This is a genomic window from Binatus sp. (SeqCode) (assembly GCF_035272065.1).
Classification (GTDB): Bacteria; Desulfobacterota; Binatia; order Binatales; family Binataceae; genus Binatus.
The window spans coordinates 1-12,915 of sequence record NZ_DATEQZ010000004.1 but is presented as its reverse complement, the minus strand read 5'-3'; the positions used below and the strand labels follow the sequence as shown (position 1 = coordinate 12,915).

Annotated in this window: 11 protein-coding genes; 8 read left to right on the top strand and 3 right to left on the bottom strand. The window is 61.9% G+C overall.

The features are described 5' to 3' along the window. Together VJX68_RS00845 and VJX68_RS00840 are read right to left on the bottom strand one after the other, a co-directional pair. Positions 1–391: SDR family NAD(P)-dependent oxidoreductase (locus tag VJX68_RS00845; protein WP_324093741.1), on the bottom strand; the 391-nt coding region annotated here is incomplete at its 3' end. A 98-nt stretch (positions 392–489) separates the two neighbouring features. Further along, positions 490–1,314: an SDR family NAD(P)-dependent oxidoreductase gene (locus tag VJX68_RS00840; RefSeq protein WP_324093740.1), complete on the bottom strand. Its 825-nt coding sequence runs from the start codon at positions 1,312–1,314 to the stop codon at positions 490–492. A 593-nt stretch (positions 1,315–1,907) separates the two neighbouring features. Here VJX68_RS00840 and uvrC point away from each other — a divergent pair. The 7 genes from uvrC (at position 1,908) to VJX68_RS00805 (ending at position 11,243) form a co-directional block, all read left to right on the top strand. Continuing rightward, complete coding sequence (gene uvrC / locus VJX68_RS00835; protein ID WP_324093739.1) at positions 1,908–3,860, top strand: excinuclease ABC subunit UvrC; 1,953 nt, start codon at positions 1,908–1,910, stop codon at positions 3,858–3,860. Continuing rightward, a complete protein-coding gene (locus VJX68_RS00830) occupies positions 3,861–3,989 on the top strand; it encodes a hypothetical protein (RefSeq protein ID WP_324093738.1) in 129 nt (42 codons plus the stop codon). It begins immediately after the preceding gene. Positions 3,990–4,294: 305 nt separating this feature from the next. Next, positions 4,295–6,664, top strand: a complete 2,370-nt coding sequence (locus VJX68_RS00825) for a DNA internalization-related competence protein ComEC/Rec2 (RefSeq protein WP_324093737.1) — start codon at positions 4,295–4,297, stop codon at positions 6,662–6,664. Positions 6,665–6,864: 200 nt separating this feature from the next. After that, on the top strand, positions 6,865–8,010 hold the full coding sequence (locus VJX68_RS00820; RefSeq protein WP_324093736.1) for an acyl-CoA dehydrogenase: 1,146 nt from the start codon (positions 6,865–6,867) through the stop codon (positions 8,008–8,010). Positions 8,011–8,035: 25 nt separating this feature from the next. Beyond that, a complete protein-coding gene (locus VJX68_RS00815; RefSeq protein ID WP_324093735.1) occupies positions 8,036–9,670 on the top strand; it encodes an acyl-CoA mutase large subunit family protein in 1,635 nt (544 codons plus the stop codon). Positions 9,671–9,673: 3 nt separating this feature from the next. After that, positions 9,674–10,078, top strand: a complete 405-nt coding sequence (locus tag VJX68_RS00810) for a coenzyme B12-dependent isobutyryl CoA mutase small subunit (RefSeq protein WP_324093734.1) — start codon at positions 9,674–9,676, stop codon at positions 10,076–10,078. A 7-nt stretch (positions 10,079–10,085) separates the two neighbouring features. Beyond that, a complete protein-coding gene (locus VJX68_RS00805) occupies positions 10,086–11,243 on the top strand; it encodes an acyl-CoA dehydrogenase family protein (protein ID WP_324093733.1) in 1,158 nt (385 codons plus the stop codon). A 4-nt stretch (positions 11,244–11,247) separates the two neighbouring features. Here VJX68_RS00805 and VJX68_RS00800 read toward each other — a convergent pair whose 3' ends face one another. After that, entirely contained in the window at positions 11,248–11,967 is a 720-nt protein-coding gene (locus VJX68_RS00800) for a tyrosine-protein phosphatase (RefSeq protein ID WP_324093732.1), read from the bottom strand. Between the two features lie 128 nt (positions 11,968–12,095). Here VJX68_RS00800 and VJX68_RS00795 point away from each other — a divergent pair, with 128 nt between their 5' ends. Further along, positions 12,096–12,779, top strand: a complete 684-nt coding sequence (locus VJX68_RS00795) for a TetR/AcrR family transcriptional regulator (RefSeq protein WP_324093731.1) — start codon at positions 12,096–12,098, stop codon at positions 12,777–12,779. The last annotated feature ends 136 nt before the right edge of the window (positions 12,780–12,915 follow it).

Genomic DNA, 12,915 nt, shown 5'->3' with positions numbered 1-12,915 from the left:
GCATCTCGGGCGCCGCATGCTTCATCCCGAGGAATACGCCGCGCAGCAGTACATTCTGGCTCTTGTCCCAATCCTCGACGGAGATTTGTTCGAGCGGTCCGACTGCCCCGCCGATTCCGGCGTTGTTGTAAATGATGTCGAGGCGCCCGAACTCCTTGATCGCGCGTGCGACGAGCGCCTTGATTTCAGCTTCGGCGGAGACGTCGGTTTTCTGAAAGACCGCGCGACCGGCGTTCTCTTTGCAATCGCGAACCGAGGATTCGCCGCCCTCGACGTTAAGGTCCGCGATCACGACCGCCGCACCTTCGCCCGCGAACTTGATTGCGGTCGCGCGCCCGATTCCACTCGCCGCGCCCGTGATTACAGCCACTTTGCCCTTGAGTCTGTCCATCTCAGATTCCCTCTAGCTTAAAAGATTACGACGGCTCGCATCGCGCGTGACGCGCCCCGACGTAAGTAGCAGACCACGACTCCAAGCTGGTAACGCGATCACATTTCAAACGACGGGCCGGAGAAGCCGCTGTCCGGCAGGCCCGCGAGGCGAAAGCGCGCGTTGCCGGTGTTGATGCCGCCGTCGACGACCATTGCGGTGCCGCTGATCCAGTCGGCTTCGTCGCTGGCCAGGAACAGCGCCATCGTTGCGATGTCGTCAGGTTTCCCTGCGCGCGGTATCGGCTGCATCCGCGCCATCGCCTTCTCCGATTGCTCCTCGGCGCCGGGACGCCCGCGATGTATCAGCGGCGTGTTGACGCCGCCGGGGCAGATGCAGTTGACGCGAATCTTGTCGTGGCCGACTTCGATCGCGACCGCCTGCGTCAGGTTCACGATCGCGGCCTTCGCGGCGCTGTACGCGGCGAGATAGCCGACGCCGCGCAAGCCAGCCACCGACGCGGTCGAGATGATCGAGCCGCCGCCCGCTTTGCGCATCTCGGGGATCGAGTACTTCATGCCGAGGAACGCGGCGCGTAGCAGCACTGCGATTGTTTTATCCCAGTCGGCCGATGACACTTTTTCGATCGGCCCGACAACGCCCGCGACGCCCGCGTTGTTGAACATGATGTCGAGGCGCCCGTATTCCTTGACTGCGCGTGCGACCGCGCTCTTGATGTCCGCCTCGCTGGTCACGTCGGTTCGCTGAAAGACCGCGCGCCCGCCTGCCGCGGCGCATTCTGCCACCGCAGTCTCTCCTCCCTGCGCGTTCAGATCGGTGAGTACAACGCTCGCGCCTTCCTTTGCGAAGCGGAGCGCCGTCGCGCGGCCCATCCCGCTCGCGGCTCCGGTGATCACTGCGACTTTTCCCTGGATTCTGCCCATTTTGCCTCTCCTGCGCGCTTGTCGTCGCGCGGTAGTTGATACTGCTCGCAAAATCTCAATAGCAATGATTCAGGGAAGTCGGGTAGCCCGCGCACCAGGCGCGCCAGGGCGAGCGCAGTCTTTGTCATCCTGACCAAAGCGAGCATCGCGAGCGGATGGAAGGATCTCGAACAGCCTCGCGCACCGATTTTGAGTTTCGCTGCATCCCCTTCTGTCATCCTGACGAAGCGAGCGACGCGAGCGGCAGGAAGGATCTCGGACAGCTTCGCCTCAGCGAAGCCGGTACCGGTTTTGAGTCGCTGCGTCCAATTTTCTTTTCAGCCCGAGTTCAGGGATGAACTGTTCAGCCTGACCCCGGTGGATTTTCTGCGCTACGCATACCGTATGGACGATAAGTCAGGATGTCCCACGATCGTCCGGCCTCACTCCAAAAATCGCGTAACGCCCGTCACATGCGAATTTTATTTTGACGGAACGAAACTACGCCTAGAGGGCAACAAACCCAAAACCACTACATATGGCATAAATTTCTCCTTGCCGTGTCTGGCACTCGCAGAGAAACCGATACCGGTGGCGATGATATAGTAGCGGCCATGCTCCCCGAAGATGAAAACGAAAAGCCGACGGGACCTCGGTACGGCTCGCTAATCGAGTATCCGAAAGGGCAGCCGGCCGATTGCGGCGACAATCCCGCAGCGCTGGTCCTCGAGGACGAATCGGCCCCGATCGATCGGAAGCTGGCAGCCACCCCGACCGAACCCGGCATCTACCTGCTGCGCGATCGCGCGGGCAAGGTCCTTTATGTCGGAAAGGCGAAAGCGCTGCGCTCGCGCGTGCGCGCATACTTTCGCGAGGGCGGCGACGGGCGCTACCAGGTTCGTTTCCTTATGCGGCGGGTGCGCGACTTCGACACTATCGTCACCGCCAGCGAGAAGGAGGCGCTGATCCTCGAGAACAACCTGATCAAACAGTACAAGCCCCGGTACAACATCCGCCTCAAGGACGACAAATCGTACCTGAGCGCGAAGATTACCAATCACGCATGGCCGCGAATTACAGTAACGCGCAAGATCGTCAAGGACGGCGGTCACTACTTCGGCCCGTTCGGCTCGGCCGACGGCCTGCGCGAGACGATCGACGTCATCCGCAAAGTGTTTCCACTGCGCACCTGCACCGACGCGGTGTTTCGCAACCGCTCGCGGCCGTGCCTCGAATATCAGATCAAGCGATGCCTCGGACCGTGCTGCTTGCCGGTCGATCGCGACGAGTACGGCCGCCATCTACACGCGGCGCAGATGCTGCTCGAAGGAAAGAACCTTGAGCTGCTCCGCGAGATGCGCGATCTGATGAAGGATCACGCGTCGCGCCTCGAATTCGAGCAGGCCGCGCGAATCCGTGATCGCGTGCGCGCGATAGAGAAAACCGTCGAGCGCCAGACCGTACTTCATCACTGGGGAATCGACCAAGACGTGTTCGGAATCTACCGCGAAGGCGGCTACATCGAGGCGATCGTGCTGATCGTGCGCGGTGGAAAGCTGACCAGCACGCAGGGATGGAGCTTCCAGGACCTGGAATTTCCGGTGCACGAAATTCTCTCCGATTTGCTCACACAGTACTACTCGGGAGCGCGCAATATTCCCGATGAAGTGATCGTGCCGGTCGAGCTCGAAGACGCCGCGGTGCGCGCGGAGCTGCTCTCAGAGCGGCGCGGAAAGAAATGCGAGGTCTTCCAGCCGCAGCGCGGTGAGAAGCTCCGCCTGCTCGAAATGGCGATGGACAACGCGCGCCAGAGCTTTGCCTCGCGCCGCGACAACGAAAAGACGCGTGAGAGAATGCTCGAAGACCTGCGCGTCAAACTCGGCCTGCGCAACACGCCCAAGCGAATGGAGTGCTACGACATCTCCAATCTGCAGGGCTCGATGGTGGTCGGGTCGCAGGTGACGTTTGACGAAGGCGAGCCGCAGAAGAATCTCTATCGCCGCTACCGGATCCGCAGCTTCGAAGGCCAGGACGACTTCGCCAGCATGTATGAAGTCCTCAAGCGCCGGCTCCAGCGTGCGGTGCGTGAAAACGAATACCCGGATTTGTGGGTTATCGACGGCGGCAAAGGGCAGCTCAACGTCGCGCTCGAAGTGCTGCGCGAGTTCAAGCTGCTCGACGAGATCGATTGCGTGTCGCTGGCCAAGCAGCATGTGCTGAACGATCGGCGCGAAAAAGAGGTGACAAAATCCGAGGAGCGCGTCTTCGTTCCCCGGCGCAAAGATCCTATCGTTCTGCCGAAGAATTCGACGGCGCTGTTCCTGCTCGTGAGGATTCGCGACGAGGCGCATCGATTCGCGATCACGTACAACCGCGAACTGAGGCGGCGAGCCCGGCTGCGTTCGGTGCTCGACGATATCGAAGGCGTCGGACCGGTGCGGCGGCGAGCGATGCTTCGTCATTTCGGGAGCCTCAAGCGGATTCGCGAGGCGACGACCGAGGAGATTGCGGCCGTGAAGGGACTCAACCGCGAACTGGCCGCAGAGATTCGCCGCCATCTTGACTAAATGACGGCGTTGCTCGACGTCGAAGAGTCCGGTGACTCCGTCGACGAATCGGCTGCGCCGCCTGCTTCAGCCGCGATTCCCGGCGATGACGCCGGCGCGCGAGTCAATGACGCACCCGTGCGTGATTGACGTAAAAGTTCTCCAAAGCACACATGGGCGGTCGCGCTATCTGCTTGTGCTAGTACATAATCTTCGAGTCAACACTGACCGCACGCCGCCATTGATGCGCAAAGGAGTGCGTACCTATCGCTGCGGGAGCACTTTCCGTAAGAGGCTCCGTCTCGCGACCTGTCGAACTCGAGCCGGTCAGGTTTCGCGAAATCGGGCCTCCGATCCCGGCGGTCATCCGGCTTGAACGGCTGCCGCCGATCTATGCGGTCGCAATTTCTATCATAGCCGGCGATGCGCTCGGCAATTTCCACGTTGCGATTCCGTTGTCGCTCGGACTGGCGCTTACGGCACTGGCGCTCTTCGCGTTTCTCAGCTCTCGACGGACGTTGGGTCTGGCGTCCACGTATTTTGCGATCGCAGTTGCGGCGACCGCTGCCGTTGCGAACGTGCTGGAGCCGCCGCGCGAGTCACATGGCATCGCGACGATGGTGGAAGGTTCGCGCGTTACAATCGAAGGACGCGTATATCGCGAGAGCGAACACAAAGCATACGGCGATCGGCTGTACGTGGGCGTCGAACGAGCCGCCGAGCAGGGCGGCGCCATGTTGGCATCGAGCCGGAATGTGCGAATCGCGGTGCTCGGCGGCGGAGCCTTCAAACTGGGCGATGAAATCAGGCTGAGCGCGCGAATTCACTTTCCGCGCAACTACGGCAATCCCGGCGAATTCGATTATGCGGGGCTGATGGCGCGCGACGGCATCGACGCGACGATGACCGCGTCGAAAAAGGCGTTCGGCTCACCCGTCTTTCAAATCATCGGACATCGTTCGAGCTTTCCGGCCAGTCAGATTGAATCCATAAGAACTCACATCGGCGAGTTCTTCGATCGAAACCTTGCCTATCCTGAAAACGCCGAGATGCGCGCGCTGGTGATCGGCGACCAGGGCGAAATCGGCGAACCGCTGAGGCAGACATTCGCGCGCACCGGAATGGCGCATCTGCTGGTGATTTCGGGATTGCACTTGAGCATCGTGGCGGCCGCGATGTTTGCCGCGGTGCGGCTGGCGATGATGCAGTTGCCGGGGCTGGCAAACCGCGGTTACGCGAACAAGGTTGTCGCGCTTGCCGCGATGCTGGCCGTGTGCGCGTACGCGTCGATCGCGGGGCATCACGTGTCGACGATTCGTGCGCTGGTGATGGTGCTCGCATACATGCTGGCCGTGGCGATCGATCGTTCGCGCGAGGCGATCGCGTCGCTGGCTCTTGCCGCGATCGTCATTTGCGTCGCGCTTCCCGGTTCGACCGCCGATATCGGCTTTCAGCTCTCGTTCGCGTCGGTGATTGCAATCGTGCTCGGGATGCAACGGTTCGCCGCATGGTTTGCGCGCCGCAAACGCATCGGTTTGCTCCGCGGCGAACCGTCGTCGCCCCGCTGGCGGTTTCTGGAAGCCCTGACCGGCTATTTCGCGGTGTCGTTCTGGGCGATGGCCGGCACGGCGCCTCTCACCGCGTACCACTTCAATCAGTTTGCGATTGTCGGAATCGTCGCGAACGCCGTCGTGGTGCCGATCATGGCGTTCGGCGCGACGGTCAGCGGCCTCATCGCGGCCGCATTGAGTTTCATTTCGGAGTCGGCCGCGCGTCCGATACTGTTATTCGGCGCGAACGCGCTCTCGGCCGGCAACTGGCTGGCGGCGTGGTTCGTCGATTGGCCACTGGCGTGGTTTCGCATCTTCACGCCGACGATTCTCGAACTCGCAATCGCGTATGCGTTCCTGATGATGTGGTTGCTCGCCCCGCTTGCCGTTGCGATAACCGGGAAACGATCACGCGACGAGATTCCAGACGATACGGCAGGCGTGTCCGGGTTTGGCTGGCGTGCGCGATGCGCCATCGCGCTGGCAGTTGTGTTGATGGTTGACGGGGGTTACTGGACCTACGAGCGCTTCTTCAATCCCGATCTGCGCGTGACGTTCCTGTCGGTGGGAGAGGGCGACGGCGCAGTCGTGCGATTTCCCGGATCGCGCGTGATGGTGATCGACGGCGGTGGCTCCTACGGCGGTTTCGACGCGGGGGAGCGAATAGTCGCGCCGTACTTGTGGTCACAAAAAATCATGCACGTCGATTACGTCGTGCTAAGCCATCCGGACCTGGACCATTTCGGCGGCCTGGATTTCATCGCGATGAACTTCGCGCCGCGTGCGTTCTGGAGCACCGGCGTGGCGAGCGTCGACGTGAGCTATGCGCGCATGATGGACGACTTCGCGCGCGCCAAAATTCCGATGGTGCAGGTGCACGAGGCGGCCCCGGTCGCGTCGATTGGCGGCGTCACGATTGCGTCGCTCAACGGCGGCTACCTCACCGCGAGGACGCAGAACAACAGTTCGATGGTGCAGCGATTCAATTTCGGCAGCGCGTCATTGCTGTTCACCGGCGATATCGAATGGGCGGGCGAGCGTGCGATGCTCTCCAACCACGCAAGTCTCCGTGCGACGATACTCAAGGTGCCGCATCACGGCAGCGCGACCTCCTCGACCGCGGCATTCATTGCGGCGGTGCATCCGCAGGCCGCGGTAATCTCGGACGGATATCTGAACAACTTTCATTTTCTTATCACCCGCGGTCGTCGAACGTTACATCGAAGCGGGCGCAATCCTCATGCGCACCGACCTCGCCGGCGCCGTGATGGTTGACGCCGCGCCGGCTCGGATAACCCTGCGAACCTTCCGCGCACTACCCAACGGTTCAATCCGGATCGTTCCCGCGAAAGTCGGCGCTGCCACGGGTATTAGCCCTTGAAGCGATAATCCGAACAGATGTTCAAAGCGATGCGTAAAATCGGCGCGCGTTTCTATCGACCCCGCCCATCACTCTAAGCTACATATGGATCGGGATGGATCTCGAACTCACTGAAGCGCAACGCGGCGCCCGCGACGTTGCCCGCCGCTTCGCCCGCGAAAAGCTGGGGCCTATCGGCGTCGAGGCCGACCGCTCGCATCGATATCCCGCCGAAGCGATCGATGAACTCGCGCGGCTCGGGATGCTTGGTATCTTTCTTCCTGAACAATACGGCGGCGCGGGCCTCGATCACGTTGCGTACTCTCTCGTGCTCGAGGAACTCGCGGTCGAATGCGCTTCGACGGCTGTAATCATGTCGGCGCATTGCTCGCTGGCGTCCTGGCCGATTCTCGGGCTCGGCACCGCCAAGCAAAAGAGCCACTTCCTGCCGAAGATGGCGACCGGCAGCTGGCTTGGATGCTTCGCGCTGACCGAGCCGCAGGCCGGCTCCGACGCGGCGGGTCAGAAGACACGCGCGGTGCGCGACGGCGACTCGTATGTGATCAACGGTACGAAAAATTTCATCACCAATGCGCCGCAATCGAAGGTCGCGATCGTGTTCGCGATGACGCAGCCCGACAAGGGACATCACGGGATCAGCGCGTTTGCCGTCGAGACCGGCACAGCGGGATGGGCGGTCACGCGAGTCGAAGACAAGATGGGAATTCACGGCGCGCATTCCGCGCAATTGAGCTTTTCGGATATGCGCGTGCCGCGCGAAAATCTCCTGCTCGAGGAAGGGCAGGGATTCAAGGTCGCGATGAAGACGCTCGACGGCGGCAGGATCGGGATCGCGTCGCAAGCGCTCGGAATCGCGCGCGCGTCGCTCGAGGCGTCGTTGAAATACGCGAATGAACGGCTGACCTTCGGCAAACCGATCGCGCAGTACCAGGCGATTCAATGGAAGCTCGCCGACATGGCGGTCGAGATCGACGCGGCCCGCCTGCTGACGCATCGCGCGGCCACGCTGAAAGATCGCGGCGAGGCGTGCACCAAGGAATCGGCGATGGCGAAGCTGTTCGCGGCCGAAACCGCGATGAAGTCCGCGACCGAGGCGGTGCAGATTCATGGCGGCTATGGCTACACCAAGGAGTTCAAAGTCGAACGCTTTTTCCGCGACGCCAAGATTACCGAGATTTACGAAGGCACGTCCGAGATTCAGCGTCTGGTGATCGCCGGCAGCGTGCTCGACAACCGGTGATGCGAGAGTCGGCGAGGACCGTACCGTGAGCAATAAAAAGAAATGGCTCGAGACGACCTACAAGCAGGCGAGTGAGCGGCCGATCCGTTTCTCGACCGTGTCTGACATGGAACTCGACCCGCTCTACACACCCGACGACGTCAGCGGCTCGTACGACGACGCGCTCGGCAACCCCGGCGAGTTTCCGTACACACGCGGCGTGTACGGCTCGATGTACCGCGGGCGGTTATGGACGATGCGCCAGTTCGCCGGCTTCGGACTCGCCGAGGACACCAACGCGCGCTTCCATTTCCTGCTCGGCCAGGGCCAGGACGGACTCTCCACGGCGTTCGACATGCCAACGCTGATGGGCTACGACGCCGACCACGAACGGGCGCTCGGCGAGGTGGGACGCGAGGGTGTGTCAGTCTCGACCGTCTATGACATGGCGACGCTGTTCGATCGAATCCCGCTCGACCGCGTCACCACCTCGATGACGGTGAACTGCTCAGCGTCGATTCTGCTCGCGATGTACCTGGTGGTGGCCGAGCGCAACGGAATTCCGTGGGAGCGTGTCGGCGGGACGATTCAGAACGATATGCTCAAGGAGTACATCGCGCAGAAGGAATGGATTTGCCCGCCGCGTCCGGCGCTGCGAATCGTCACCGACATGATCGAGTTCTGTGCGCGCAAAGTTCCGCGCTGGCACGCCGTGTCGATCTCGGGCTACCACATCCGCGAGGCGGGCTCGACCGCCGTGCAGGAGTTGGCGTTCACGATTGCCGACGGCATCTGCTACGTCGATGAGGCGGTCAAGCGCGGGATCGCCGTCGACGATTTCGCGCAGCGGCTGTCGTTCTTCTGGAATCTGCACAACGATTTTCTCGAAGAGGTTGCCAAGCTCCGCGCCGCGCGCCGGATGTGGGCGCGAATCATGAAAGACCGTTTCGGTGCGAAGAATCCGAAATCGATGATGCTGCGGACGCATGCGCAGACCGCGGGCGCGTCGCTGACCGCGCAGCAACCGATCAACAACGTGGTCCGCGTCGCGATCCAGGCGCTCGCGGGAGTGCTCGGCGGAATCCAGTCGTTGCATACCAATTCGATGGACGAGACGCTCGCACTGCCGACCGAACAGGCCGTGATGGTCGCGCTGCGCACGCAACAAGTTATCGCGGAAGAGACAGGAGTGACGAATACGATCGATCCCTTCGGCGGCAGCTATGCGGTCGAGGCGCTGACCGACAGGATGGAGCGCGAGGCGAACGACTATATCCGGCGCATCGACGAGATGGGCGGGATGGTCAAAGCGATTGAGACTGGCTATCCGCAGCGCGAGATCGCCGAGGCCGCATTCCACTTTCAGCGTCAGCTCGAACAGGGAATCAAGACGGTCGTCGGCGTTAACAAGTATTCCATCCCCGAGGAAATTCCGATCGCAACGCTCAAGATCGATCCCGCGATCGAAGAGCGGCAGATTCAGCGCGTGCGCAAAGTGAAGCGCGAGCGCAACTCCGTCGCCGTCAAGGAAGCGCTCGCACGCGTCGCCGAGGCTTGCCGCTCAGGCGAAAACCTGATGGGACCGATTTGCGAAGCGGTGCGTCGTGACGCGACTGTCGGCGAGGTCTCCGACATTTTTCGCGCCGAGTTTGGCGTGTATAGAGACCCAGGCTGGATCTAGACGATGGCGGAAAAGAGACTCAGAATTCTGGTGGCGAAACCCGGACTCGACGGCCACGATCGCGGCGCGAAAATTATCGCGCGCGCGCTGCGCGATGGCGGCTTCGAGGTAATCTACACCGGGCTTCATCAGACGCCCGGAATGATCGCGGAGGCCGCCGTGCAGGAAGATGCCGACGCGGTCGGGCTCAGCGTGCTTTCGGGCGCGCATATGACGCTGTTTCCGGAAGTGATGCGCCTGTTGAAAGAGCGCGGCGCCGGCGACGTCGCGGTGTTCGGCGGCGGTATCATTCCCGACGACGACGCGGTCAAGCTCAAAGAGATGGGCGTGCGGCAAATCTTCACTCCCGGCGCATCGACGGAAGACATCGTAAAGTGGGTGCGCGAGAACGTCGCCGCACGCACTTAGGTTCAAGATGAATTTCGATCTGACCGAAGAGCAGCGGCGCATCCGCGAGACGCTGACCGACTTTGCCGAGCGCGAGATTAAGCCGCACTCTACCAAATGGGACAAGGAAGAGACCTTCCCGCGGCATATCGTCGAGCAGCTGGGCCAGCTCGGCTTTCTCGGCGTCGCTTTCCCGGGAAAATTCGGCGGCGGCGGCGCGGACACCCTCTCGCAAGTGCTCGTTGTCGAGGGGCTCTCGCGCTACGACGCGTCGATAGGGCTCACCTGCGCCGCGCATATGTCGCTCTCGACCGGGCACATCGCGGCGTTCGCATCCGACGAGCAGCGCGATCATTACGTCCCCGCGATGCTGCAGGCGAAGAAGCTCGGCGCGTGGTGCCTCACCGAGCCGAGTTCCGGTTCGGATGCGGCCGCGATGCATACGAAGGCCACGCGGGTCGGTGACAACTATTCGATCTCAGGCTCCAAGATGTTCATCACCAACGGCACCGTCGCCGATGTGTATGTCGTGATGGCGATTACCGATCAAGCGCGCGGGCGCGACGGTGTTTCAGCATTCATCGTCGATCGCGGCACTGCGGGACTCTCGAACGGAAAGAAAATCGAGAAGCTGGGACTGCGCGCGTCCGACACCGCCGAGGTCATCTTCGAGAACGTCACCGTGCCGGCGCGCAACCTCGTCGGCGAGCTCGGCGCCGGCTACCGGGATACGCTCAAGGTGCTCGAGGCAGGCAGAATCGGAATCGCCGGATTCGCGGCGGGAATCGCGCGCGGTGGCTTCGAGGAAGCGCGCGCGTACGCGCTCGAGCGCGGCCAGTTCGGCAAGAAGATTGCCGAGTTCCAGGCGATCCAGTGGATGTTCGCCGATATGGCGACTCGAATCGAGGCATCGTGGGCGCTTATCTGCCGCGCCGCCGCGCTCAAGGATGCGGGCAAACCGTTCGCGCGCGAAGCCGCGATGGCGAAACTGTTCGCATCGGAGACCGCGATGTGGTCGACGATCAAAGCGGTGCAGATTCACGGCGGCTACGGCTACGTCACCGACTTCCCGGTCGAGCGCTACATGCGCGACGCCAAGCTCTCGGAAATCGGCGAGGGTACCAGTGAAGTGCAGCGGATGATCATCGCCAAGTCACTACTGCGCGACGGCTACCTGCCTGCTTGACCGCTTAATCCTCCAACAGATCTTCGCGAATGATGGCTAGTTCGGCGGGCCCGAGGCCGATTACCTCGCGCATAAAGCCTTCGATGCCGCCGTTCTCGTCAATCAGTTCGAAGACTGGATCGAGTTGCTCGGCTGCGAGCGGGGCCTTGGTGAAGACCAAGTTGCTTTCGAGGAAGTCGGCGACGATTCGATCGCGTTCGACTCCGAGCATCGACAGCAGCATCGCGGCGCCGACTCCAGTGCGGTCACGGCCGGCGGAACAATGGAAGAGCAGGGGGTAAACGTCGCGCTCGGCGAGCAGCTTGAAGAAGCGGCGCCAGTCGTGTCGAAAGTGCATGACGAGTGCGAGATGCTCGCGGCCGGGCTCGGGTGCTACGCGCGTGTAGCCTTGATCGCTAAACCACTCGTCGCCCATCGGGATGTGTTCCCATCGGATGCCGCGGCGCCCGGCGGGCTGGGGCGCGCCCAGGTGTTTGACTTCGGCACGGCTCTGAAGCGTGACGAGGGTGCGAAGCTCGAGCTGGCTGATGGGACTTTCGGGCGGAACTTCGGCGAGATGCGATGAGCGGAATATCATCCCGGCGCGGACGCGCCGGTCATTGGCGCCGGGATGGCCCCCAAGGTCGCGGAAATTTTGCGCGGCTAAGCCGCGGAGCAGCTCGAAGTCGACCACGACGCGCGGCTTTTCTGGCGTGGCTTCAGTTTTGTTCTTCTTTTTTGGCAAAGGGGATTGAACCGCGTCTGTTTACGGACCGAGTTTGCAAAGCGTGCCGCACTGGCCAAAGACGAACCATCCGGCGAAGGGCCTTGCTTCACGCATCGCGGCCGTTTAATAGACTGAAGTCTAGTTATATGGCCGAGTATATCGACAGCTCCGGTGTTCATGCCATTGCCGAGGCGCCGGTTTCGCGGCGCGAGCGCAAGAAAGGGCGCACCCGCGCTGATATCTACAATGCGGCGATGAACCTTTTCCTGCGCCGCGGTTTCGATTCGGTTACGATCGACGATATCTGCGACAGCGCCGACGTGGCTCGCGCGACTTTTTTTCTACATTTTCCGGCCAAGGAAGCTTTGCTTATCGAGTACGGTGAGCGCGCCAACGACGAGCTCGCGGCTGTGATTGGCGAGTATCGTGGCAGCGCGACTGCGACGCTGCGGATGGCGCTCAAGATGCTGGCCGAGCGCGCCGTGCGGCATCCCGACGTAGTCCGGCTGGTGATGCGCGAAGTGCTGGCGCGGCCGCGCGTGCTTAGCGAGCACGACGAGAGCACGGCCGACCTTATCAATCTGCTGGCGGCGGTTATCCGGCGCGGGCAGAAGAGCGGTGAGTTTCGGCGGCGGACAGAGCCGACGGTTGCAGCGCTGACCGCGTGCGCGGCGTTCTTCGCGCTCATCTACACTTGGGTCCGGCATGACGGGAAGATCGACATCGAGGCTGCCGTGGCGGAGACTTTGGACATTATTTTGAACGGGTTCAACGAGAAGAAATCCAAACGCGGACATTCTCCCGCACGGATTAGAAGGACAAACATCTAGTGGCCTGTAACGGTGACATTGGTATCGGATTCTTGTATCATGAGGCATGCTTGCAGGAGAGTTTTGCTTGACGCCGAGTGAGCGCAGGGAGCTGCGGGATAGGCTGCGCTCGCGCACGCTGCCGGCCGAGGATGTG

Bases quoted from the DNA above. Each gene is read 5' to 3' on its own strand.
- uvrC (WP_324093739.1), top strand. From the start codon at position 1,908: ATGCTCCCCGAAGATGAAAACGAAAAGCCGACGGGACCTCGGTACGGC.
- VJX68_RS00795 (WP_324093731.1), top strand. From the start codon at position 12,096: ATGGCCGAGTATATCGACAGCTCCGGTGTTCATGCCATTGCCGAGGCG.
- VJX68_RS00840 (WP_324093740.1), bottom strand. From the start codon at position 1,314: ATGGGCAGAATCCAGGGAAAAGTCGCAGTGATCACCGGAGCCGCGAGC.
- VJX68_RS00820 (WP_324093736.1), top strand. From the start codon at position 6,865: ATGGATCTCGAACTCACTGAAGCGCAACGCGGCGCCCGCGACGTTGCC.
- VJX68_RS00810 (WP_324093734.1), top strand. From the start codon at position 9,674: ATGGCGGAAAAGAGACTCAGAATTCTGGTGGCGAAACCCGGACTCGAC.
- VJX68_RS00830 (WP_324093738.1), top strand. From the start codon at position 3,861: ATGACGGCGTTGCTCGACGTCGAAGAGTCCGGTGACTCCGTCGACGAA.
- VJX68_RS00805 (WP_324093733.1), top strand. From the start codon at position 10,086: ATGAATTTCGATCTGACCGAAGAGCAGCGGCGCATCCGCGAGACGCTG.